The sequence below is a fragment of the Paenibacillus sp. FSL W8-0426 genome, assembly GCF_037969725.1.
GTDB classification, from domain to species: domain Bacteria; phylum Bacillota; class Bacilli; order Paenibacillales; family Paenibacillaceae; genus Paenibacillus; species Paenibacillus hubeiensis.
Genome location: NZ_CP150203.1, coordinates 6,703,835 through 6,728,276 on the forward strand (window position 1 = coordinate 6,703,835; position 24,442 = coordinate 6,728,276).

Sequence of the window (24,442 nt, forward strand, 5' to 3'; positions counted from 1 at the left end):
GATCTTATTCTAATGAAAAGCCCGCTCCCGGACATCATGCCGGAAACGGGCTTCTTTTTTTAATCGTTTTTTTCACCCAATTTGCATCTTTCATAAGCCGCCAGCAAATCCTCCACAGCTACCCCGTCGATCTTCATGCCTTTCACGCTGCATCCGTCCAGCTGCACGCCGGACAGATCGCAATCCCGAAATACAGTACCGGCAAGGTCGCAGCGCTCCCACTGCATGGGCCTTCTCTCTGCGCCAAGATGCGTATCGCGAAAATGGATGCCATCCAGCGCACCCCATTCCACCACGCTTCCGCTTAAACGCAAATCTGCTAGCAGCATGTCGGTCATGTTCAAATTCGTAAACCGGCTGCCGCTCAAATTGCAATCCGTGACGCGCAGGCGGGACAGATTGCTGCTGCTGATTCTTCCCTCTTCCAAATGAGCCTGTATCCATTCGACGGAGCCTTCATCCAACATGGGTTTCGGAACAGACCGATGCAAACGTTTCTCATACCCATACTCATCCTTGGAGCTATATAACCGCTCATACCCCATCTTCTCGTAAAAGTGGTGATTGTTCGGTTGCCGCCCGGACGTCTCCAACCTCCATACCGCAACCTCGGGATATGCGGCCTCAATAAGTCTCACGACCTGAGCCCCGACTCCCCGGCCCTGCCACGCGGGATCGATAAAGATTTTGTCGAGCCGCGCATAAGCACGCCCCAACACCTGTACGCTCACTCCCCCGATCAGGCAATCGCCCAGTTCGACCGTAAAGTAATCCCACTCGCGAATGACGTAACGATGCATGTGTACCGACGAATAGCCGGGCGGACACAGGTTGGGGTCCAGATCATCCGGCCCTTTGGACCATTCTTTCATTGCTTGGTCAAATGCACGGGTACAAGTCTCCGTCAGCATGGCGGCGTCTTCCATCTGGGCTCGGCGCAGACGTACCCGTGCTGGCGGTTGATCATTGCCTGTCTGGCCTGATTCCTTGCCGATCAGTTCAAAATAATCATAATCCGCTCCATCGGCCAGCCTTCGGCGTGAAACCAATCGAAAGCCCGCGTGCTCCAGCACCTTGCGGGAGGCCATGTTAAATGGTTTGACGATGCCTACGATTCGTTCCAAACTCGTATGCTCGAACAGATGTCGGCTGATGGCCCGAACCGCCTCGGTCATGTATCCCTTGCTCCGATGATCACGGGAAATCGCATACGCGACTTCACGGTCGGAAGCGTCCAGCATGTCGTTGGGAAATACGCCGCACCAGCCGATCACGCGTTGATCCACATTGTGAATCACTGCCAGCATTACACGCACATCTCCCGGATCGAATTGCTCGTAACTCCCAATCACAAACTGCAGGAAGCCTTTCAGTTGCTCGACAGTCATCTTCCACTCGGGCAAAACATTCGTAATCTCCGGTTGGGCAATCAGGCACAACAGCTCGGCTTGATCTTCCATGGTAAAAGGGCGAAGCGAAATATGGTTGCTCTGGATAAACAAATGATGGTTCATATACAAACACCTCTGGGGATTATTTTGGTGATGACGCAAAAAAGGCACCTCCAATCGAGGTGCCCCCTTCGTTTCATCGTTTCAGAAACGCCGAGGTTCCTCGTAACGGGTAAAAAAGGACACACGTATCCCGTAGACCAATCCACGGAATTTTTTAAATGTGCACTTCATCGCCATTACAAGAAATCCGGCATATTCCGAAATCCCCTTTCATGAACATCATTTCAAATGAAATCAAATTTTACTTGCGTTCGATCCAAAGCCAACCTGCATCGTCCTCCGTCACTGTTGCACCAAGCGATTCGGCTGCAAACTGGAGCGGCACATAGGTTTTACCATCTCTGCCTACAAAGGCAGATCCCGTCATTCTCACTTCTTTCCCCGCTACGGTTGCCTGATCCGAATTCAGAGTCAAGACAACCTCATTCCCGGTAATGTCGTCGATGACGACGATTCGATCCGATCCTTTGGTCCACTTCACTTCGGCATCCAACTGCTCGGACAGGTAACGAACGGGAACAAACGTGACTCCGTCAACGTCGACTGCACCCGAATATTCGTCATCCGTTTGGAGCATAACCGTTTTGCTTGTAATGCCTGCTTCGTTTTTGAGCAAGTCATAGATGACGGAATCCGATTCGAAGTTGCGCAGGAATTGACCTGGCGTAATACCCGAATCTTCCACATCGATTACGCCGTTCGTTGTATCGACCGCATTGACCGCAACCGTGCCGCCAATGTTCCACATCTCGCTCACGCTCGACAATGTCGCGGATTTAATCGGCAGGAACTCGGAAGCCGGCAGCGCCACTTTCAAGTCAAGGCTTTGCTTGCGGATGTTCTGCGCACTGTCCAGATAGAGGTCCAGCTTCAGTACGGTGTCTTTGCCAAGCACCGTCTTCAGTTCAGGCGTGTCCGCGAGAAGCTGCTTCAGCCCCTCATCGTAACTTGCGAGCAATTCATCCAAGCCTGCTTTTACCATGCCGTACATTGCCGTTACTGCCGCATCGCGGGATTCGGGCACGATCGCAGCAAAAGCGTCATCTCCGGCGCCCTCCACCGTATTCACGGCTTTAACCAACGGATAGAATACGTCATACAGGTCTCCAATCAGACTTTTGAGTCCTTCTTCATCCTTCGCCACACTGGTGAGGAACGGCTTAACCAGCGCCAGCAGTTCTTCACCGTTAATCTCCACGTGCAGTTTGGAAAGGCTGAGCGATTCCCCGTGAACCGTTTCCTGTACAGAATTCACGGAAATGTTTGTTGGATTGGACAGATGTTTCAGCATAAATGCCAGCAATTTCGGAGAGAGCTCCTCGATTTGCTTCTCGAACGCGGCCGTATCCAAACCGAGCAGGGCATCATTGCCTGCAAGCGATATGTAGAGCGGCTTTTTCGCGCCATCTACATCAAACACGATGGCCGACTCGTCCATCGACAGATGGAAAGGCAGCTTTTTGTCCTGAATGCTCAGCGCGCCCTCAATGGAGGCCGTCTTGGAATCTTTCAATTTGGCATCCGTAATATTCAGGGATAACGAATTAATCAGTTCTATCATCTCAAGGTCATCGTCCGAATCGATCCATTCGGATGCCGGTTCGAGCTTTATGTTCAGCGTTTGATTGGATTCAGCGGATTTCACTGTTGCATTGTTCTCAATGGCTTTACCAACGTCAACCCCACCTACGGCTTGGCACCCCGTAAGCGTAACCATAATCAAAATGAGCGGTATGGCGATCCATTGCGCAAATTTGCGGTTAATAATACGATCTCCTCCTTTTTCATGGGCGAAATGTCGTTCATTTCTATTATGGAGGCAGAGGTAATTGTTGTAAATGATATTGATGCAAAAATTCCAAAAAAAGTTAAACATCCGGCGATCATGTGAACGAATCGGGATAATACGCAATGGATCAGATCCATTCATCAGGGATCTCCCATTTAACACAGACGTCAAAGTACTGCATGTGTCGGAAGATACCGCATCCATTGCAGCTCATTGACGGCAGGACGTTCATCCGCCTCGGGATAGAGGGTGGACCACAATGTGGTTTGTTCGACCACAAGTCCCGCTTCGTTCATTCCGCCCCTCATAAAGGCGCATTGACTTATGGAAACATCTGTATGAGAATCTAAATAGTCCAACCTTTTCAACCTAGCCTATAAAAGGAGAATGCATATGATGTCATCCCCCAACATTCCATTAAGCACCGGGCAGAACACAGCCATTCCGTCAGCCGCCCAACTGCAAGTAACGATCCAATGCGATTCGGGGCCATCAACGCTCGATGTCAGTTGTTTCATGGTCAACGAGCGGGGCCATGTTCCTTCCGACGACTACTTTGTATTTTACAACCAGACCTCGGACCCTCATCGCAGCGTAGAGCTGCAACAGATGGAGGCGCGCAAAACTACTTTTGCAATCGACACTGACAGACTTCGCCAGGCCCCCGTCGAAAAGTGCGTTTTCACCGCTACCCTGGATGAAGGCGGCACTTTCGCTCAGGTCCGCAACTGCCGGGCCATTGTACAAGCAGGGCAACAGCAAATTACATATGAGATTACCCAGGCAACCGCCGAAACGGCATTGATTTTCATCGAAGTTTACAAACATAACGGCGAATTCAAGGTACGCGCCATTGGACGCGGCTTCTTCGGGGGACTTAAACCACTGGCCGAATCGTTCGGCGTGGAAGTTGAGGGCAACCCCGGACCAGAGGTGGCTGCTGCTACAGAAACTCCTGTACCGCCTGCTGCCGAGCCTGAGCCAGCCCCGTTAAACCTGACCAAGATCGATCTGCTTAAACGAAAAGTGAATTTGTCCCTGCAGAAGAAGCAGGCCGAACCGATCCGGGCACGCGTAGCGGTTGTATTTGACGCCTCCGGCTCCATGTACCACCTGTATCGCAACGGAACCGTGCAAGAAGCGTTCGAACGCATTCTGGCCATTGCTGCAGCCTTTGACGATAACGGCGAACTGGATGTTTGGTTTTTTGCCAAAGACTTCTTGCGTGCACCGAGCGTAACCGCGCAGGATTATGAAAACTACATCAATCGCGCATATACTTTGGGAAGCAAGGGCGGAACCAACAATGAGCCTCCTGTAATGGAAGACGTCATCCGCAAATATACGGTGGAGGAACCCAATGTGCAGATCCCAACATATATTATCTTTTTCAGCGATGGGGGCGTGGGTAGCAAAGGAAAAATCACACGGTTGATCACCGAAAGCTCTACCAAAAATCTGTTCTGGCAATTCGTTGGCTTGGGGCGAGCCAATTACGGCATTCTTCAGAAGCTGGACGACATGCCCGGCCGATTCATCGATAATGCCAACTTTTTCGAATTGGACGATATCTCACGGATCAGCGATGAAGAATTGTATGACCGCCTGCTGGGCGAATTCCCTGCCTGGATTAAGGAAGCTCGTGCCAAAGGCATTCTGGCTTAAAGATGGAGCCTTGCAACATAGGTATTGCCCCTTAGCCCTTTTCAAATTCGATATCACCAAAAATAAACGCCAAAAGACGCTAACCATGAAGTAACCACGGTTAGCGTCTTTTGGCGTTTATGTTAAGCTTGGGCTTGCTCCGCTTCCCAACGTGCGATTTCGGTCCGTACTTTCGGCGCAACTTCTTTGCCGAGCAGTTCGATCGCTCTCATGACATCGGCATGAGGCATCGTGCCGAGCGGGGTATGCAGCATGAAACGGGTAATGCCCACTTGTTTGCGCAAATAAATGATTTTTTCGGCTACGGTATCGACATCTCCGACATACAACGCGCCTTCAAGCGAACGAGCGGCGTCAAAGGTCGCCCGACTGTAATGTCCCCAACCGCGCTCGCGTCCAAGAACGTTCATGACGGCTTGCGTTGGCGGGAAAAACTTCTCTACCGCCTCTTCCGTCGTATCGGCAATGAAACCATGCGAGTGCGAGGCGACCGTCAGCTTGGATGCGTCATGTCCGGCATGTTCCGCCGCTTTCTTGTACAGCTGCACCAGTGGCGCGAATTGGGTTGGGCGACCGCCGATGATGGCCAGCACAAGCGGCAATCCGAGCAAACCTGCGCGCACGACCGACTCCTGGTTGCCGCCGCTGCCAATCCAGACTGGCAGTTTTTCTTGTACCGGACGTGGATAGATGCCCAGGTTGTTGAAGGAAGGACGATGTTTGCCTTCCCAGGTTACTTTTTCGGAGTCCCGCAGTTTCAGGAGCAAATCCAACTTCTCGTCGAACAGTTCATCATAGTCGTTCAGGTCATAACCAAACAGCGGGAACGATTCGATGAACGAACCACGTCCGGCCATAATTTCCGCGCGCCCGTTCGAAATGCCGTCCAGTGTGGCAAAATCCTGATACACCCGCACAGGGTCATCCGAGGACAATACCGTCACTGCACTTGTCAGGCGAATACGTTTCGTTTGGGATGCTGCCGCTGCCAAAATAACGGCTGGAGAAGATGCCGCATAGTCCACGCGATGATGCTCGCCTACTCCGTATACGTCCAAGCCTACCTCATCCGCAAGAACGATCTCTTCCACGACTTCGCGAATGCGCTGCGCATGGCTGATCACCTCTCCCGTTTTGACGTCCGGCGATGTTTCTACAAAGGTACTGATTCCGATTTCCATGCCTAATTCCTCCCTTATGATTAATGTTCCGTATTTACTGCTCATCTATTTCTAACGTATTGTAAGCTAATAACATTTCGTTAATAACTACTCTAAACGATTTGAGATAAAAAAACAAGTGCCCTCTGCTCAGGTACGCAGAGGGCTTTGCAAGGATCTACCACGCAGATTGTTTAGCTGCTGATCCTGCCTAGATTTTTTTCACAAACTCCGACTTCAGCTTCATTGCGCCGAGGCCGTCGATCTTGCAGTCGATGTCATGGTCGCCTTCGATCAGGCGGATGTTTTTAACTTTCGTCCCCATTTTGACGACGAGCGAGCTGCCTTTCACCTTTAGTTCCTTAATGACGGATACGGTATCCCCGTCCTGAAGCACATTGCCGTTCGCGTCGCGGACGACCTTTTCCTCTTTCCCGGCCGTTTGTTCGGATTCCGGATTCCATTCATGTGCGCATTCGGGACATACCAGCATGAAACCATCCTCGTACGTATACTCGGATTTGCATTGCGGGCAATTTGGCAAATTGGACATATGTATTTAGCTCTCCATTTCTATGATGGCTTCCTCGCAAGTATACGGGAATATGCGCCGTTGTTCTACCTCTGGATCGAAGGTTAATGGAAAGAAGGAGTGTTTGCCATCCGGGAACAAGACCATCTGGCTCATCGTTTAAACTAAATTTAAGGTTGGCACGTTCCTTGATTTAAGGTAAACCGCTTATGATGGAGATCCGGAACAACTTTCCATGTTAATATTGTAAGCATGCAGTCAGAACATATATGATTTTTTCAGAAAAAGGAGCTTCCCTGTATGACACCCTATGTGTTTCCCGTCAAAACCGCTTTTTTCATTTTTCTTATCGCTGCCATGTTTTTGTTGATTCCTTGGCTCATTTACGGCTATCGCAAGGACGGTTTTTTTAGCTGGTCCCGCTTTGCGATCAGTTTTTCGTTTGTTTTCTATATGCTTGCCGCCTACTGCCTCGTTATTCTGCCGATGCCCGAAACCCGCAACAATTGCGCACAGCAGGCGGCGGACGCCGTTTATTACAACCTGATCCCGTTCACCTTTATCAGCGACATGTTCAAAGAAACGCCGATGAACTGGTCGCAGCCGTCCAGTTATATGGCAATGATCCGCAGCAGAGCTTTTTTGCAGGCCCTTTTCAACGTATTTCTGCTCATGCCGCTCGGAGTATATATCCGTTATTTCATGCAGCAACGATCCCACTGGAAAAAGGCGCTGATCGCCGGATTCGGACTCTCCCTATTTTTCGAACTCACGCAAATTACGGGTCTGTATGGCTACTTTGCCTGCCCTTATCGGCTGTTCGATATCGATGACCTGATGCTAAATTCGTCCGGCGCCGTGCTTGGTTTCCTGATTGCGCCTATTTTGCTGGCCATGTTCCCTTCCAGGGCGCGCCTTCAAGCCAAAACCGAGCAGATTGTCGAGCAGAATAAAGTATTTCCGGTAGCACAGCTGCTTGCGTTAATGATCGATGCGGCAGTCATCGCGCTGTTATCCAACCTGTTTTCCATATTCAATTTGGCTTCAGGCAGCAATGTTGTCACCGGGGCCGTCAACACAACGCTAGCCATGATGATCCTGCTCTTTTTCGTTCCCATGGCACGGGGTGGCAAAACGCCAGGATCCGCATTTATGCGCTTCCGTTACGTCAATATCAGCACAGGGCAGCCTTCCTTCAAAACGTTGTTCAAAAGATGGCTGGCACTGTATATTCCCTGGCTCATTCTTAGCGCGATCCGAATCATGAACGAGTATGCAGTCATCCAAAATGCATATATCCCCGAAACCTATCAGGTGTGGATATCGGTCGGCATATATGGCCTGTACATGCTTGCCTGCATCGTTCTGGCTTTCCATCTCATACTCGTCCTCTTCTCGCGGGGTAAACGCAACTTCTATTTTGATGAAGTGTCCGGCACGAAACCTTCGCGTAAATAGTGTACTTGAGTAAAAAACGCCTCCGTCGTAAAGACGTGAGGCGTTTTGCGCATTTACTCCATGCTAATCATACTTTATTTGATTTGCGGCTATATGGGGACAAGAGCGATCGAAAGATGATTCTGACCACGTAGTGACCTATTGTGATTGATTAGAGCGTTTTCTAAAGATCAAATCACCTACACACCCAACCGTTTGCGTTTCTCCGCTTCCGGATCGTGTTCGAGCTTGATCTCGTGATTAAAGATCATCGTTGCACGATCCTGTTCATACGTCGGCCATTCCATGCCGGCTACTTGAGGCTGACCCGTTTTGGCAAAAGCAATCCATGCATCCTGCACCCGAAGCGCGAGCGCGGCGGCAGCCGCGTCCGGCTCGGCCTTCATGAATTTCAATGCATGCAGCGTATTGAAGACAAAGAACATTTCGATGCTGTGAATCGCTTTTTTGAGAAGCGGGTGCTCCGGCATGACCCAATCAAAACGATACATCCACACCGATGCATGCTTCTGCTGGGCAGCAGCATATTGGAGCGATGAACGCCAGAAGAACATATCGGTCATGGCCTGTGCCTGTCCGTCCGCCGTTTTGGGATAGCTGTCGGCAATAGCCTTGCGATCGGCAAGGTCTGGCGCCATGAAGTCGACTCCGCGCACCATGTCGATCTGCTCGGAAAATGGCGTATCGGGCTGGATAAACAGCGAACCTTCATCGAGCGTCGTACCGATCAGCACCGAAATATCCCGGGCCGCCCCTGCGGCAACGGCCTGAAGCGGAGGTTGCGGAAGCGTATCGCCATCCAGCACCGGCTGAAACAGCAAGGCCATTCCTACACCGCTTTGCTCTTTGAACCTCTCGGCAGCTTCGACGATCCGCTCTGCCGGGATGTCCTGCAGCTTGTGCAGCTCGTCCGAACCGATGCCAAGCATCTTCAACACGCCTTCACGCACCGCGTTGGCCTGCTCGGCAGGCATGAACTGCGATGCGCCGCTTTCCATAATAGCGCGCCGGAACAGGCCCTTGGCCGCAGGCATCGCCATCAGGGCAGCAATGCTCATGCTGCCCGCCGATTCACCGAATACGGTAACGTTGGCCGGGTCCCCTCCGAAAGCGGAAATGTTATCCTGCACCCATTGCAGCGCAGCGACCTGATCCAGCAATCCCGCATTGGTGGCGTACGATTCGCCGAGCGGCGACATATGCAAAAATCCGAGCGCCCCGAGACGATAATTGATCGTGACTACGATCAAATTGCCTCGTACGGCCAAGGACGTGCCGTCATATACGGGTAAGCTGCCCGAACCGGTAACGAAGGCACCACCATGAATCCACACCATCACCGGGAGGGGTTGATCGCTTTCTTTTTCCGGAGCCCAAACGTTCAGATACAGGCTATCCTCGGATTCCCGAATCGCTCCCTCAGCTTCTTTCAGGTGAGAACTGCGCGGCTGAATGTTTTCCGGCCCGTAAAACCGGGCTTCGCGCACGCCTTCCCATGATTCCGGAGGAACCGGGGCTTTGAAACGCAGTTCATCCACTGGCGGCTTGGCATAAGGAATGCCTTTCCATGCGTTCGCTCCATGCGAATTTTCGCCCTCCACAATCCCGTAGCTGGTCATCACTTGAAGTTTTCTCATTCCGCGTCTACATCCTCTCTATTGAGTAGTGTTCCGACATGTATCGGTACGATCAACTTGCAGCAATCCATGGAAAATTTTATCTACCTTTTGAGTATAGAACGCATATGTACCCTTTTACAACTTTCCCCAATTCACGCTTCATCCAACGTTTCACGTGGAACTTTTTATGACACCGGCCCTTCGTGCGCACGATTCCATGTGATCCAAATGATGATCACGAGCGATTTTAGTTCAAAGTCTGCTGTCCCTCAAATAGTTCACCGTCAACTCAGCGCCCTCAATCCAGCTCCCTTTCACGAAGTCCCTGCCCTTCACGACGACGCGATCCGCATAAACCTCCACATGCAGCCCTTGGCTTCCTTCCAAATGTTCATCATCGTCCGTCCACAAATAGGCGACAGAGGAGGCGTTGAACATCGTTGGCATGTGATCGCCGCCTTAATAAAATGAGATTTTTTATCCTGTTTTTCTTGCTGACGTATAACTTCGATGATCCGAAAGGCTTATTCCGAGTTTTGGCGCTCCATCATTTTGAGCCGGGATCGGCATGCTCCTGATCTTTACGCGGTCTATAATCCCGCAGCAGCCCCTCATAGATCAACTCCAGCCGCTCGTTTTGACGAAAATCATCCGGCGTCACCAATGCAGGCAGCTTGTTCCACAGCTTGATCCCCGATCGCTGCAAAATTTCAGCCACAAACTGCGAGCAGAAATACGAGTTGCTGAACTCCACCGGTTCTTTAAGCGTGATGCCAATGACGCCGAGCAGATTGTACATGAACTTCTGGCGGCTGCGGATGAAGATGTGCAGCACGCGTTTCATTTTTTCCACCTCGCGCTCGGTCACCTTCAGCTCATAAATGACACAAGTCGTGTCCGGAAATTTGCTGAACGTGCCCTTCTGGATATCTTCTTTCACAAAGCCGCCGCTGAGCGGATTGTTTGGATGTTTGCGCCCAAAGCTGTATAACTCGGAAAGTTCCCGATTGAATGAAATGGATGCATGATTATAGGGTGCGCGCGTGTAAGTCTGAATCATTTTGGTAAACAAAGTACCTGTATTAGTCAACAAAATATAAACCGAACGATCCGGTGTCATCGCAAAATTACCCCTTATCAAGTGTCGAGTATTCCTTCATAATAACATAGGAACCCTATAATGGAATCTCACATCCCGACAAGCAGGTGATATCGCCAAGTGAATAGCACGCTTTTTACGCTTACGCTCATCTTTTCAGCATTACTACTCGTACATATCGGTTATAAAACCGTGTCCCGACTTCAACCGGACAAGGATTACTCGGGCATCGGCAATAAAATCAAAACCTGGTGGGGCATGTTCGTTATTTTTTGTCTCGCCACATTGTTCAACCCCATTGTCTCCCTAATATCGCTCATGGTGCTGGCGTTTTTTGCGCTCAAGGAGTATTTCTCCATGATTCGCACGCGCAAAGCGGACCGCCGATTGTTTCTATGGGCATACCTGGCCATACCGGTGCAATTTTACTGGATCTACATCGGATGGTACGGCATGTTTATCGTATTTATTCCGCTGTATGTCTTTCTCGTGCTGCCGCTGCCGAGGCTGATCAACAAAGGCACGGTCGGTTTCCTTCGCAGCGTAAGCTCGACCCAGTGGGGCCTCATGCTGATGGTGTTCGGGTTAAGTCATCTTGCGTACTTTCCCTTTGCCACGCCGGAATACGGCTCCAAGCTCGTATTGTTTCTGGTTGTGTTGACGCAGCTGAACGATGTGGTGCATTATTTGGCTTCTCTCTATTTGGGCAAACGCAAAGTGGTGCCTACCGCCAATCCTTTTTTGACCTGGGAAGGGTTCCTCTGCTCCTTCGTTGTGACCACGGCCGCATCTTACTTTATTCACCCATATATGACACCGTTTAATTGGGAGTTCTCCATTTTTATCGGTATACTGATCGCGCTCGCAGGATTTTTCGGCAGCTTGACGGTATCCGTGTTGAAAAGGGACCTGTTGATCGGCGACGACACCAAATTCGACGCATTGAAAAAGAGTTACCTTAGCCGGGTCGACAGCTTGACCTATACGTCCCCGGTCATGTTCCATGTCGTTCGTTATTTCTTTGACTTTATGTAGCGTTGTGAAATCATATCTCGTTTATCAGCAACGTTCGGACTTGATGATAAAAGCAAAAGCAGCCCGCCAGGCTGCTTTTTGCATGCGCTTTTCGGTACAATCTCGAAGCTTTTCGGCCTCCCTGACCGCCTTGAATGTGCCGACAGCGACCGTCTTTTGGCACGACCGAACGATGCACATCACACACTGGCAATCATCTGAATAAGGCTCCCGCCGTTAAAGAGGCAATGCCACTTCGGTTTCGACCCGGACCTCATCGCTGCCTTGACCATCCGTATAAACCAGGGTCACTTTTCCGCTCTCCCCTTTCATCTCCCCCGTGTATCGGAAGCCTGAGATCTGACGCTTCTCGTCAATATAAAAACCCTCTTTACCGCTTTTGGCGTGCTGAACCGCTTGTCTGTAATTATCGATGACCGTAATCTGGTTGGATGTCCAACGCAGTTCGGATAGTGTATACCCTTCAGGCACCTGTCTGACCGTGAATTCGAAACGCTTGTGTTTGGCCAGTTCGTCCGTCTGATGAAGTTCAATGGACATCAATGAGCCGACTCCTTCCGAATCGTTGGCCTCGGCAGACAGCCGTCCTTCTTCAACCGCTTCCGGGTTCTTGTTTTTGGCAGCCGCATTCGGAACCGAGTTTGGACCCGCTTGCTCGATGGGCTGTTTCGATTGGGGATACGCGTGTTCCTGCACCGACTCCTTATTGTTTATGGCGCCGCATCCGCTGACCAGCAACGTCGATCCCAGAATCAGCGCGCCAAGTGCGTTGATGTTGAACCTGCTTTTATTCATCTAAAGCTCCTCCATCCTGTCTGTAATCCTTTCGTCGTGGCAACAAGCCAAACGTTCCCTATATTCATTCAATACCCATATCATTCCTCATGAAGCTCCTTGATATGTAAGCAGAAGAGACATATGCTTTTCCGCGCAAAAAAAACCGGCTATCCGGCAAAATGGCGATGATGCTCCATCTTTCGGATAACCAGTAGTATATTTGGACTATATGTAAGTTTATTGCTCATGCTGTTTCGATCAGGGTAACGTCAGAACTTGTCCAACCTGAATGGAGCTGGAAACCAGTTCATTGTATGCTTTGATCTCTTCAATGTAATCTCGCGTATCCATATCATCCGGCTTATACTTCACTGCAATATTCCAGAGCGTGTCGCCCTGAGATACGACGAGTTTGCCTCCAAGTGCCAGACGGTCCTCTTTGCCTCCAGCAAATACATTCAATACCGTGCTGCATCCGATGAGGATGATCAAAAAAACGAACAAGCTTTTTATCAAAACTGTGGGCATTTTCATACGCGGCCATTTCTTTTTGAAATCGCCTATGCCAGATTGGGCCGTTTCCGGGTTTACCGATTCGTAAATGCTCTGATACGTGGAATATCTCATCATCCAACCAACCTCCAAACCTTTGTTTCACAATGGCGTTAATAAACGTGGATCGAATCCCCAAGGGCACATGGACCTAACCATTTTCTTTTTATAGGTCTATAATACCATCTGCATCTCAACAAATTCTAAACAACGACAGGAAGCGTCAAATCGCTCGACAAAAAAATCCGTGCCTGAATTTCGGCGATGCAAAAATCATATTTGGGTATAATCGAGATACAAACTTCCCGGTAAGGACGTGAAAGCCCGATGCTCGACTTCGAAAAGAAAAAAATTTATTATCAGGCCCTGCTGGCCAAGGATACGGAATACGAAGGACTGTTCTATGTTGGCGTCAAAACGACGGGCGTGTTCTGCCGTCCCACTTGTCCGGCTCGCAAACCCAAGTTCGAGAACTGCGAATTTTTCGATACTGCGCAGCAAGCGTTGTTGGCCTCATATCGCCCATGCCAGCGTTGTCGTCCGTTATCCCATCCCAACCAGGTGTCGGACATTGTCCGCCTGCTGGTGGAAGCGGTCGAGAACAATCCGGAGAAACGTTGGAAAACCGAGGATTTCAGACAACTATCCATAGATGAATCCACGGCAAGGCGACAGTTCAAGAAGCGGTTCGGCATGACTTTCGTGGAGTATGCTCGCGCCCGCCGTATGGGGCTTGCCCTGAAAAACATTCGTTCAGGGCGACCCGTGATCGATGCGCAGCTGTCCACGGGTTACGAATCGAGCAGCGGCTTTCGGGATGCCTTTTCCCGAATCATGGGCGCACCACCCACACAAATCGATGACGAGCATGTATTAAAGGCGGCCTGGCTGGATACCCGGCTTGGTCCCATGATGGCGATTGCCGATGACGATGCCTTAGTTCTGCTGGAGTTCGTGGATCGCCGGGGATTGGAACGGGAAGTGGAGCGATTGCGGCTGCGAACGAAACGCGCCATCGTTCCCGGCGTTACCGGCCCCATTATGTCGATCGAGAAAGAGCTCGAAGAGTATTTTGAAGGTACCCGCACCGAGTTCCACACCCCGTTGTCCTGTTTAGGAACACCATTTCAAAAAAGCGTATGGGAGCAGCTGGTCGCAATTCCATCAGGAGAAACACGTTCCTATCAGGATATTGCCGTCATGTTGGGCAAACCGTCCGCATGCAGAGCCGTCGCCCAAGCCAATGGAGCCAACCAGTTGGCCATCGTCATTCCATGCCATCGCGTGATTAACGCCAGCGGCGATTTGGGTGGATACGGGGGCGGGCTGAATCGTAAAAGCTGGCTGCTCCAACATGAAAAACGGATGGAAGAAACGATCCGAGGAATAGATCGGGGACAAGCATAATCCAACGTAAAAAGCACTACTCCAAAAAACGCAGCATCAAAGGAGAGAACACATTTATGAATTCCGCCGCAGAGCAAGCATTGTCATTTCGCAGCATGCACGTCAAAGGAGATCCGCTTATCCTGGTCAATGTATGGGATGCCGGAAGCGCGGTCGCCATTCAGTCAGCCGGAGCCAAGGCTATAGCCACCGGCAGTTGGTCTGTTGCAGCAGCTCATGGCTCGCAGGATGGTGAAGCATTGCCTTTCGAACTGGTCATTGCCAACCTGAAGAGGATCGCGGCAAGCGTAGATCTGCCTGTTACGATCGATATTGAGGGAGGGTATGGAAGGTTTGTGTCAGAAATTAGCGAAAATGTGCAGCATACGGTCGAATCCGGTGCCATCGGCATTAACCTGGAAGATCAAATTCCGGGAGGGGCAGGCCTATATACAATACAAGAGCAGCATCTGCGATTAAAGGCAGCCCGGGACAGTGCCGATCAAACCGGTGTGCCTCTGTTCATCAATGCCCGCACGGATGTCTTTCTCCAAGCTCCCCCGGCTAGTCATCGTGAATGGGTCGCAGACGCCATAGAGCGGGCTTATGCCTATGAACAAGCCGGGGCGGACGGATTGTTCGTGCCCGGACTGCAAGATCCGGATTGCATCAGGGAGCTGTGCGAGCAGTGTGCCCTGCCCGTCAATATAATGTTGACTTCACGCAAGCCAACACCTGCTCAACTTGGTGAATTAGGCGTTGCCCGCGTCAGCTACGGGCCTTATCCTTACCAACACATGATGGAGGAACTTTCAAGGTTGGGCCAAGAACTTTTATTGCACCGCTAAAATCGGATATCCCGTAATTAAAGCGAAAATAAAGCAGCCCGGTATGGACTGCTTTATTTCCATTTATATTTTACGAATCCAATGTTTACCTAACGGCAATTTCCTGCAATCGTTTTATACGTTCCATTTACCAGTGTCAGCTTTTACGCCCCTTCATCACAAGCGGAGCATTCTTCATCATGGGATAGGTCGCAAGCATCAGCCCTAGACCCAAAACGCCGCTCACGATGAACAATACCGTTTTATTGGCTTTCATGATCCATTCCACAAATAAGCTCCAATCCACCTGCGTAAGTACAAGCGTTAAGACCACACTCAGTCCAAAGAACAAAATCAGAAAATTGCGCATCCCCAATCGGAGCCAGCCTACAGTTATAAATAACGATAATCCCAGCAGGAAAAATCCAACCATTAGATCGGTCCACAAGTAAGGAAAGAAGTGAAAATCTTTTACGTACAGAGCCCCAGCACTATAAAAGGTGACGCCCAACGATCCGTATTGATGAAGCAGATCCATAATCAGATAGATCAGGTTTAACGTCGTAATGGCGACAACAACCATCCAGACCGAGATCAAGTAGAACGACTTAAGAAATTGAGTCCGCGTGCTCCCCATGCCAATCGCAACCGGGTACACGTTAACGATCCCCACGATGGCAAATGCAATGATTCCTCCATACATCGGACCGAAGAGCGTCGTCGGGAAAGCAGCACCGAAAATATATCCTATCGCAAGATAGATGGCCGTCAGCGCAAGCGTGATGTACGCAAACATTTTATAATGCCACACCATGTCTTCCATGATCATGCGATTTGTGCCTTTTGCAACATTCATGGACGAACCTCCTCATGCTTTCTGGTTACGTTAACCAGGTAATCCTGTATTGCCGCCTTTTCGATGGTTACCCCGTATTCGCTGGCCTTTTCTCTCAAGGCTCCAGAGTACACTGCGTCGATCATGACTTTGTGCGTGCTGCCCAGCCGGGATGATTCCAGGACAGGGGAACCCGCTGCAACTCGTTCAACAGCGCCAATATCCCCTGTTAGAAGAATACCTCTCTCGCGCATTTCCTCCATGGATTGATGCAGCAATATGTTGCCCCCATGAAGAACGATCAAGGATTCGCATAAAGGCTGAATTTCCTCAATATGATGGGATGACAGCAGCATCAATCGCGGCTGATCCTCGTACGTTTCCAGCAAAGCGCGATAGAAAAACTTCCGCTTCTCAGCGTCCAAGCCATTGGTGGGCTCGTCAAGAATCGTAATATTTGCGCGGCTGGATAATCCAAGAATGATCTGGGCCGCCGTTTTCATGCCTTTGGAAAATTTAGCGATTTTCCGCTTCAGCGGCAGTTCAAACATATCCACCAGTCGCTCTGCCAGCTCCTGATCCCATTCGGGATGAAAATACTGGCCGTATCGCATCAAATCAACCATGCTCCAGTTTCTCCCGAAAGGATGATTCTCCTGGACATAACACAGATTCTCCTGTGCAGCCAAATTGTCGTACGGCTCATGACCCATGATCCGAATCGTTCCCTGCTCCGGCCGCTGATGGCCTGCAAGCAAACTCATCAGCGTCGTTTTCCCTGCGCCGTTCCTCCCCCACAATGCACTGATGACCGGTTCGTCTTCCCGCAGCGTGAGGTTCTTCAAAACAGGCGTTCCCTGGTAACCGTACTCCACTTGTTCCACGTGTATCATGACTCACTCTCCTTATCGCTCTTGCCTTTGATCAGGTCGATGATTGCTTCTTCACTCATGTGAATGCGTTTGGCTTCCTCAAGCAAAGGTTGAATGTATTCCTCGTAAAAATGCTGCCTTCGTTCTTGAAGCAAAGTATCCCGCGCTCCTTTTGCGACGAACATGCCCAGTCCCCGCTGTTTGTAGATAATGCCTTTGTCCGCTAACGACTGCAGCCCTTTCCGCGCCGTAGCAGGGTTGATATTGTAAAACCGCGACAGCTCATTGGTGGAAGGAACCTGTTCCTCAGCCTTTAAGCGGCCTTCTACGATGTCATCCATAATCATCAGGGCGATCTGATGAAAAATGGGCTGTGATTCGTCCAGATTCGATTTCATGCAAATCCAACTTTCATCATTGAATTATTGATTCAGGCCAAGTCAATCGGTTAGTTACTCATGTAACTAACCATACTACAAAGAAGCCACGATGTAAATAGTCCTTTTTCTTAAACGCGCCCATTTCTTTCGCTACGTCTGCGGTTTATGGATTGGACTTTTTTTCGTGGCACGATAATATTTATTCATCAGCTCGTCCAGCACTATAGACTGCCTTATCACTTCCGGATGCTGGAAACTCCCGTACTCCCGTTCCTTCACGTACAGCAGTTCCCTGGCAAGTTCAATCTCCAATTTCAATTCCGTACAATCCATAACCTCCTCCTTCTGTCACATTTTAACGGAATCTGTCGATCGCAAGATTGTACGGGATATCGCATACTTATTCTTCCAACAAAAGAAAAAAACGTCCCCTGGCAAGCTGAGGACGTTTTCTGCCGGCATACGTTTTTTACGATCCGAATCCATGGTCTGCGGTGCGCATAATATCCGGATTGGACGTCGTCAGACCTCGATCAGGACCATCAGATTGAGCACCAGGAGCTACAATGGCAATAACAATGCTAAACATGACTATCAGCGAAGCAAACTTCCTCATCATTGAGTTTCTGCACCTCACTAATCAAATTTTTGTATTGCTGCATTGCTTCATCGGTCGCATAATCCCTATACTGTTCAAACAACCCGATACTTTTAAGCATACCCCGGCCATCATGAATTTCAAGAGCAAACTTCATACTATTCAAGGCATACTGCAAACCTTTGATAAAATCGTCCTTCCGTAAATAATATGAAGCTAATCCTCCCATTAGACGAACATAGCGATCATCGGTAACCTGTTTGCTCACTTTGCCGATCCGGTTGCTTTGCTCCTGATATGACAAATGTGATTTAAACTTTTCAAGCACGAAATCGATGTTCATATCGTAGCGGTTGGCGGCCGTCACAATGTCGCAAAGCGCCGGAAAGACTTCATTTTCCCTGTTGGAGATGTACCCTACATAATCGGGCAGCACCTCGAAACGACCGGCCATCAATTGATATACATAGCGATTGCCCTCAGCCCATTCCTGGAATTGATGCATTACGATTCGTTCTTCCTCATCAGGCTGCTTCACCCAACTGCTGTCTGCGTAACGAGAAACGAAATCAAGCGCCCTGTCGTACTCCTTAAGATGATAGAACGCGCTTCCTGCAGCCAGATCGGAATATAAAATATAAAAAATAATCGGTTTTTTCGTTTCTTCCTGCTTGTTTCTCCCATTCAGTTCATAATGAACCTTAGCCTTCACCTTTAATTTTTCGGACAATTCCTGGACCTTCATCCAGCGGTGCAGCGCTCCGAACGCATTGATCAATTCGTTCAGCGCATCCAGTTGATAGCGTTCATCCAATCGATCGACGTAATACTCGAACCTGGAAGCGATAATAAGGTTCTTCTGGCGGTCTTTGCCAAGGCCCAGCTTAAATAGGCGATATTGGCAGAGTGCAAGCCGTTCCGAATGCTGCATTTTTTCACTTTCGGCAATCGTTTCGTACAAAAGAACGGCCGCTTTGAATTTTCCGCCACCGTAAAACTCCTCTGCGACTTCAAATAACAAAGGTATATAGGACAGATTATCCATCATCAACCGGATAACCTCTTCAATGCAATTCAATTTGTCCAACTCTGCACATCGATGGAGGAATGGACCAAGCCTGCGCCAGTCCGGCGTGGAGTGAACGAAACACTCTTCGATGTACAGTTCGTAATAGTAGCCCTCATCCAGCTGCATGGCCGCCGTAATACGGTCCAGCTGCTGCATCGAGATCGGGCGGTTTTTGTTTAATATGTTGCTAAGCGTGCCTGAATTGATGCCTGACAGCTCGGAAAACAGACTGATCGACATCCGTTCCCTTTTCAAGTATGATTCCAAATGATCGCGTATCGTGGTTGCCGACTCCAAACGAACACCACCCTCCAAAGTAAGCAAAACGCCTATTGACGTACATTTAAAGAAGACAGACCGCGACTTGCGGTTCTCATAAAAACCATAAACAGGATCAACGACATTTCAAAGTAATTATATGTAGGAATTGATCGAGGGTCAATAAGTTTCCTTTCAACTAATTTGTATTTATTACAATTTAATCCTTTTAAATATACAAATCTCTCATTCTATTTTATACGCTGGAAACTACGGCAATCAATATCAAAACCAAATGAAAAACACGAGCAAAACATGCCCGTGCTTCCCATGTTATTCAAGTATTCTACATCCACGAATCTCGCTTACGGCAAAATGTTGCCTGCTGCGCGATAAATGTCATACCATTCCTGACGGGTAAGATCGATCTCGCCGGCCTTGATGCAGTCTTGCAAACGGCTAACGGTCGTCGTTCCCGTCACCGGCTGCATTTTGGCCGGATGACGCAGCAGCCAGGCAATGGCAATCGTTGTATTGGTCACGCCGTATTTCGCGGCAATTTCGTCGATCTTGGCATTCAGCTCCGGGAACTTCTCGTTGCCAAGGAATACGCCTTCGAAGAATCCGTATTGGAACGGGGACCATGGCTGAATCGTAATGTCGTGCAGACGGCAATAATCCAGCACGCTGCCATCGCGGTTGACGGCGGCGTCGTTTTCCATATTCACGTTGATCCCGCTGGAGATCATCGTTGTATTCGTAATGCTCAATTGAAGCTGGTTGGCAACCAGCGGTTGTTTCACATATTTTTTCAACAGTTCGATCTGGTTCGGATTTTGGTTGGACACCCCGAAATGGCGCACTTTGCCTTCGCGCTCAAGCAGATCGAATGCTTCGGCCACTTCCTCCGGCTCCACCAGAGCATCGGGACGATGCAGCAGCAAAACATCGAGATATTCGGTTTTGAGGCGTTTCAAAATACCGTCCACCGAATTCAGGATATGTTCTTTGGAGAAGTCGAACATGCCCTTGCGAATGCCGCATTTGGACTGGAGAATCAGATTTTCCCTCACTTGGGGATTCATCTGGACAGCTTCGGCAAAAATCTCTTCGCATGTCCCTGCCCCGTAGATGTCGGCATGATCAAAGAAGTTCGCGCCCGCTTCGATGGCCGAGTGGACGAAATGCTCCGCTTCCTTGCTGCTCAGTGCATTGATTCGCATGCAGCCCACGGCTACAACCGGCACCTCAAGCGAGCTGCTTCCAAGCTTTATCGTTCTCATGATGATTCCCCTCCATATCAAATCGTAATGATCCTATGAACTACCAGATGGCTTGCACAGATGATGTTCCTCTATGATTGTGACATATATGCGCAACCGTTTTCAATGGATTTATGGAAAACTTATATGGAATAATGGACGATTTACGGCGAATGAGGCCTGCAACGCATTTTTTTGCGGCAAGGTTCAAGAAGTGTGCAGGCGGGGGCTGGTTTCGTATAGAATAGAAATGTAGAAGACGGAACGCTTTTCGGGGCTGTTCCTTTTCCGTGGAGCCTGGTTAATAACTAAGAAGTGATTTTTACATAGACCTTGCGTGTTTGCTAAACGAATCTTGAATTCAGGCGGAGGGAGTTCATGCAATGAAAAGAATAGCTCTTTTATTTGTCATATTGATCCTCTCGATCGGAGGAGCCGGACAGGCGATGGCCTACCCCATGTCCGAGCAGAAGAATAGTATTGTGGAAGATTCCGCATTGGAAACCGGGCTCAAGCTCATTTTGAATAAACCCGTCGATGCCAGCCTGACCCCGTCCGATCTTCAGCAATTGACCGTAGTCGACCTGAGCAACATGGGGATCCAGAGTCTCGCCGGGCTTGAGTATGCAACGAATCTGACGCATCTGCGCTTGTACGGGAATGAATTGAGTGACCTCACGCCGGTTGCCCATCTGACGAAATTGCGGGAAATCGACGTGCGTAACAACTATATTACATCGATTGATGCTCTTGGCGAATTGCAGAACCTTGGACGGCTGTACATCAGCAACAATTCGGTGACTTCCATTGCCGTTGTTCGGGCTTTTCCGAGACTACATACATTCTTCGCCAGCGGAAACGGGATAACGAGCATTGCGCCGCTGGAACATGCGCATGATTTGAAACGGGTCGAGGTTGCCAACAATCAGCTCACAGACCTTTCGCCCATTAGCGGCCTTACCAAATTGCAATCCCTTAACGTTGCGAACAACCGGATTGGATCATCCGGCTCCTTGTCCGAGCTTCCGGAGTCGCTGCTCCAACTCAACGTCGCAGGCAATGATATCGTTGATGCCGAACCGCTCGCCCATTTGACCAACCTGCGGTCGCTGGACGTATCCAACAATCGGATCGAACAAATCGAGGCCTTCGGGGCATTGAACAGCCTGAAGGAGTTGAACGCGGAATCCAACCAGATTTATGATCTCCGACCGCTCGCAGCGCTGAAAAAATTGCAATCGTTGAAGCTTGCAGATAATCGAATATGGGATCTGAGCCCGATTGCGAAGCTGAATCTATCCCCTGGACTGACGAATGGCGTGCAGGATATTTCTGCCTCATCATCCGCCATAGGCTCTCTCGTCCCGATCAATGAAATCGAGCCTGCACCATTGACGATTCAGCATAACTACCTGGACATTTCCAGCGGCAGCCAAACCATGCAAATGCTGAACCAGCTTAACGTTCGCGAGCAGAAACGTTCTCCGCAGGGCAGTATTCAAAGGTTGACCGAAGGGTCGACCACGGCATACGTCGGAGAAAAACCCTATGCATTGGATGCTGCCCCTTTCATCGATAAAGGCAGGACTTACGTTCCACTGCGCTTTGTTTCCGAGCATCTGAACGCAAGCGTGGACTGGCATCCCGCCACAGAAGAGGTCATTATTTCTCAGGGCGATCAGGTCATTCAATGGGCGGCTGGCCACCGGCAAGTGAACGTGAACGGCAATACCATCGTAAATGATGCCCCATTGCTGATTCAAAACGGCAAAGCGTTCGTTCCGGTCCGGTTCATTTCCGAGCAGCTGGAAACGACGGTCGGTTATCTGGCCGACAGCAGAACCATTCTGATTTTCGCAAACAAACCACCGGCGCAGCAGCCGGCTTTGCAACCTTAATCATAGGCGCAGCCGCGTACCCGTTTATTTCAATATCAGTGAACTCCCTGCCAAGCTTCGTTTTGGCAGGGAGTTTGGTTATCCATCCAAAGCATAACCGTGGATTTGGGTAAATTTCACGTGGTTTGGCACATCCTTTTTTGATCAGCTAGCTGATATACTGACTGTATTGAAACATACTATGGTTCTCGCGAGGAGGAACTGGACATGTCCCTGAAGGTGCGCGCGTATTCGACGACGCCGGATACCCCGTGGAAGGAAAGTGTATTAAAACCGACAAATGAAAGCGCTAACTTAAAAGTGTCGAACGAACTTTACCAGGAGGTGGAGGGGTTTGGCGGATGTTTTAACGAGCTTGGGTATATAGCCCTGTCCCATCTGAACGAAGAGCAGCGGCACGAACTCTTCCACTCCCTGTTCCACCCTGACGGTGAACATAAATTCACGATTTGCCGACTGCCCATCGGTGCAAGCGATTACGCGACAGAATGGTACAGCCATAACGAAACCGATGGCGATTTGGCCATGGAACATTTTTCGATCGAACGAGATTTCAAATATTTAATTCCTTATATCAAGGAGGCCTTATCCTACAATCCGAACCTGCAGCTATTCGCTTCTCCATGGAGTCCGCCGACCTGGATGAAAACGCCGAAAGCCTACAACTACGGCACGCTGCGCTGGGAAAAGGATATTTTGGATGCATATGCGCTGTATTTCGTGAAATTTGTGCAGGCGTACCAAGAAGCCGGGATAACCATCCATCAGGTCCATGTGCAAAACGAGGTTATCGCGGATCAGAAATTCCCTTCCTGCAAATGGACGGGCGAACAGCTGCGCGAATTCATTGCGGAGCACCTTGGGCCTGCATTCGAAAAGCACGGCCTGGACACGGAAATCTGGCTGGGCACGATCAATGCCCCCGATCCCTGGGAAGAGCTGATCCACAAAAAAACGAACGATTTCGACGAGTTTGCTGGACTTGTCCTTAGCGATCCCCAGGCATACTCCTACATTAAAGGCGTCGGTTATCAATGGGCGGGGAAACACGCCATACAACGCACGGTAGCGAGCTATCCCGAACTCCGGTACATGCAAACCGAAAACGAGTGCGGCGATGGAAACAACTCCTGGATGTACGCCAAGTACGTATTCAACCTGTTTCAGCACTATTTCGCCAACGGAGTGAATGCATATGTGTACTGGAACATGGTTCTTGAGCCCAAAGGTCGCAGCACATGGGGATGGGAGCAAAATTCCATGGTTACCGTCGATCCGGCAAACCAACGAGTGATCCGCAATCCGGAATACTACGTCATGAAGCATTATGCCCACCACATCGTTCCCGGTGCGCGCCGCGTCGGGCTATCCGGCCCCTGGAGCGGCAAAGCTACGGCTTTCCGCAACCCGGATGGGAGCCTGGTCGTTGTTATCAACAATCCGTTCAGCGATAACCGGGAGCTGCTGCTTGCCCATGCGGGCCAGACATTCCGAATAGAACTGGAAGCCGAGTCTTTTAATAGCATCGTCCTTTCGACTTCTTGATAAGGCTGCCATATTCGGCAATAAAAAATGGAACCAAAAAACAACCATCATCGGCCCGAAAAGGCATCGAAATGGTTGTTTTGTATGGTTATGATATTGACATCCGCTTGTCCCCAATGTCCTTTCGCATCATCAAAGTCCTGCGGACTCCAATTGACGGACCAGGACGCTTGGGGATGTTCCTCATTGGATTGCTATTTGCCAGCCCCTCCTCTCATGTTGTTATTTAGGGAATTCAACACTTTAATTCGAGGCCATGGAAAATAACAAAATTCTCCATATCAATTAATACTATATCATCGGCGCCTTGAC

Annotated in this window: 22 protein-coding genes and 1 pseudogene; 7 read left to right on the forward strand and 16 right to left on the reverse strand. The window is 49.7% G+C overall.

The window, feature by feature from the left end; all coding sequences use genetic code 11:
• Positions 1-59: 59 nt before the first annotated feature.
• From MKY59_RS30265 to MKY59_RS30275, 3 genes are all read right to left on the reverse strand, one after another.
• Entirely contained in the window at positions 60-1,514 is a 1,455-nt protein-coding gene (locus MKY59_RS30265) for a GNAT family N-acetyltransferase (protein ID WP_339275250.1), read from the reverse strand.
• 241 nt (positions 1,515-1,755) lie between these two features.
• Complete coding sequence (locus MKY59_RS30270; RefSeq protein WP_339275252.1) at positions 1,756-3,444, reverse strand: copper amine oxidase N-terminal domain-containing protein; 1,689 nt, start codon at positions 3,442-3,444, stop codon at positions 1,756-1,758.
• Between the two features lie 26 nt (positions 3,445-3,470).
• Positions 3,471-3,599: a hypothetical protein gene (locus MKY59_RS30275; protein ID WP_290371420.1), complete on the reverse strand. Its 129-nt coding sequence runs from the start codon at positions 3,597-3,599 to the stop codon at positions 3,471-3,473.
• A gap of 97 nt (positions 3,600-3,696) precedes the next feature.
• On the opposite strand from MKY59_RS30275, the gene MKY59_RS30280 reads away from it, so the two are divergent.
• Positions 3,697-4,968 carry a VWA domain-containing protein gene (locus MKY59_RS30280; protein WP_339275254.1) on the forward strand — a complete coding sequence of 424 codons (1,272 nt, stop codon included), beginning with the start codon at positions 3,697-3,699 and terminating at the stop codon, positions 4,966-4,968.
• A gap of 122 nt (positions 4,969-5,090) precedes the next feature.
• Here MKY59_RS30280 and MKY59_RS30285 read toward each other — a convergent pair whose 3' ends face one another.
• Positions 5,091-6,149: an LLM class flavin-dependent oxidoreductase gene (locus tag MKY59_RS30285; protein WP_339275255.1), complete on the reverse strand. Its 1,059-nt coding sequence runs from the start codon at positions 6,147-6,149 to the stop codon at positions 5,091-5,093.
• 190 nt (positions 6,150-6,339) lie between these two features.
• On the reverse strand, positions 6,340-6,681 hold the full coding sequence (locus MKY59_RS30290) for a zinc ribbon domain-containing protein YjdM (protein WP_236413473.1): 342 nt from the start codon (positions 6,679-6,681) through the stop codon (positions 6,340-6,342).
• Between the two features lie 279 nt (positions 6,682-6,960).
• On the opposite strand from MKY59_RS30290, the gene MKY59_RS30295 reads away from it, so the two are divergent.
• Positions 6,961-8,118 carry a VanZ family protein gene (locus tag MKY59_RS30295; protein WP_339275258.1) on the forward strand — a complete coding sequence of 386 codons (1,158 nt, stop codon included), beginning with the start codon at positions 6,961-6,963 and terminating at the stop codon, positions 8,116-8,118.
• 179 nt (positions 8,119-8,297) lie between these two features.
• On the opposite strand, the gene MKY59_RS30300 is transcribed toward MKY59_RS30295, so the two are convergent.
• The 3 genes and pseudogenes from MKY59_RS30300 to MKY59_RS30310 all read right to left on the reverse strand — a co-directional run bounded on the left by MKY59_RS30300 (position 8,298) and on the right by MKY59_RS30310 (position 10,857).
• On the reverse strand, positions 8,298-9,755 hold the full coding sequence (locus MKY59_RS30300; RefSeq protein WP_339275259.1) for a carboxylesterase/lipase family protein: 1,458 nt from the start codon (positions 9,753-9,755) through the stop codon (positions 8,298-8,300).
• A gap of 234 nt (positions 9,756-9,989) precedes the next feature.
• A pseudogene (locus tag MKY59_RS30305) lies at positions 9,990-10,196 on the reverse strand (hypothetical protein); the annotation flags it as partial.
• 88 nt (positions 10,197-10,284) lie between these two features.
• The gene (locus tag MKY59_RS30310) at positions 10,285-10,857 is read right to left on the reverse strand and encodes a hypothetical protein (protein WP_236413478.1); all 573 of its coding nucleotides are present in this window, start codon (positions 10,855-10,857) and stop codon (positions 10,285-10,287) included.
• 99 nt (positions 10,858-10,956) lie between these two features.
• Here MKY59_RS30310 and MKY59_RS30315 point away from each other — a divergent pair, with 99 nt between their 5' ends.
• A complete protein-coding gene (locus MKY59_RS30315; protein ID WP_236413480.1) occupies positions 10,957-11,871 on the forward strand; it encodes a phosphatidate cytidylyltransferase in 915 nt (304 codons plus the stop codon).
• Between the two features lie 216 nt (positions 11,872-12,087).
• On the opposite strand, the gene MKY59_RS30320 is transcribed toward MKY59_RS30315, so the two are convergent.
• The gene (locus tag MKY59_RS30320; RefSeq protein ID WP_339275260.1) at positions 12,088-12,666 is read right to left on the reverse strand and encodes a hypothetical protein; all 579 of its coding nucleotides are present in this window, start codon (positions 12,664-12,666) and stop codon (positions 12,088-12,090) included.
• A 240-nt stretch (positions 12,667-12,906) separates the two neighbouring features.
• The gene (locus MKY59_RS30325) at positions 12,907-13,278 is read right to left on the reverse strand and encodes a LysM peptidoglycan-binding domain-containing protein (RefSeq protein ID WP_339275261.1); all 372 of its coding nucleotides are present in this window, start codon (positions 13,276-13,278) and stop codon (positions 12,907-12,909) included.
• 249 nt (positions 13,279-13,527) lie between these two features.
• Between MKY59_RS30325 and MKY59_RS30330 the strand changes: the two genes are divergently transcribed.
• Together MKY59_RS30330 and MKY59_RS30335 are read left to right on the forward strand one after the other, a co-directional pair.
• Complete coding sequence (locus MKY59_RS30330; protein WP_236413486.1) at positions 13,528-14,607, forward strand: trifunctional transcriptional activator/DNA repair protein Ada/methylated-DNA--[protein]-cysteine S-methyltransferase; 1,080 nt, start codon at positions 13,528-13,530, stop codon at positions 14,605-14,607.
• 56 nt (positions 14,608-14,663) lie between these two features.
• On the forward strand, positions 14,664-15,434 hold the full coding sequence (locus MKY59_RS30335; RefSeq protein ID WP_339275263.1) for an isocitrate lyase/phosphoenolpyruvate mutase family protein: 771 nt from the start codon (positions 14,664-14,666) through the stop codon (positions 15,432-15,434).
• 136 nt (positions 15,435-15,570) lie between these two features.
• Here the strand turns inward: MKY59_RS30335 and MKY59_RS30340 are convergent, their stop codons facing one another.
• From MKY59_RS30340 to MKY59_RS30365, 6 genes are all read right to left on the reverse strand, one after another.
• A complete protein-coding gene (locus MKY59_RS30340) occupies positions 15,571-16,269 on the reverse strand; it encodes a hypothetical protein (RefSeq protein ID WP_236413489.1) in 699 nt (232 codons plus the stop codon).
• Positions 16,266-17,141: an ABC transporter ATP-binding protein gene (locus tag MKY59_RS30345; RefSeq protein WP_339275264.1), complete on the reverse strand. Its 876-nt coding sequence runs from the start codon at positions 17,139-17,141 to the stop codon at positions 16,266-16,268. The genes MKY59_RS30340 and MKY59_RS30345 overlap by 4 nt, the downstream gene beginning before the upstream one ends.
• On the reverse strand, positions 17,138-17,518 hold the full coding sequence (locus tag MKY59_RS30350) for a GntR family transcriptional regulator (protein WP_236413492.1): 381 nt from the start codon (positions 17,516-17,518) through the stop codon (positions 17,138-17,140). The genes MKY59_RS30345 and MKY59_RS30350 overlap by 4 nt, the downstream gene beginning before the upstream one ends.
• Positions 17,519-17,650: 132 nt before the next feature.
• A complete protein-coding gene (locus MKY59_RS30355) occupies positions 17,651-17,833 on the reverse strand; it encodes an aspartyl-phosphate phosphatase Spo0E family protein (RefSeq protein ID WP_236413493.1) in 183 nt (60 codons plus the stop codon).
• A 248-nt stretch (positions 17,834-18,081) separates the two neighbouring features.
• Positions 18,082-19,464, reverse strand: a complete 1,383-nt coding sequence (locus MKY59_RS30360; protein WP_339275267.1) for a helix-turn-helix transcriptional regulator — start codon at positions 19,462-19,464, stop codon at positions 18,082-18,084.
• A gap of 326 nt (positions 19,465-19,790) precedes the next feature.
• Positions 19,791-20,708: an aldo/keto reductase family oxidoreductase gene (locus tag MKY59_RS30365; protein ID WP_236413495.1), complete on the reverse strand. Its 918-nt coding sequence runs from the start codon at positions 20,706-20,708 to the stop codon at positions 19,791-19,793.
• 362 nt (positions 20,709-21,070) lie between these two features.
• On the opposite strand from MKY59_RS30365, the gene MKY59_RS30370 reads away from it, so the two are divergent.
• Together MKY59_RS30370 and MKY59_RS30375 are read left to right on the forward strand one after the other, a co-directional pair.
• Positions 21,071-22,585, forward strand: a complete 1,515-nt coding sequence (locus MKY59_RS30370) for a leucine-rich repeat domain-containing protein (protein WP_339275269.1) — start codon at positions 21,071-21,073, stop codon at positions 22,583-22,585.
• Between the two features lie 207 nt (positions 22,586-22,792).
• Positions 22,793-24,130 (forward strand): glycoside hydrolase family 30 protein, encoded by a 1,338-nt coding sequence (locus MKY59_RS30375; protein ID WP_339275270.1) that lies wholly within the window; start codon positions 22,793-22,795, stop codon positions 24,128-24,130.
• The last annotated feature ends 312 nt before the right edge of the window (positions 24,131-24,442 follow it).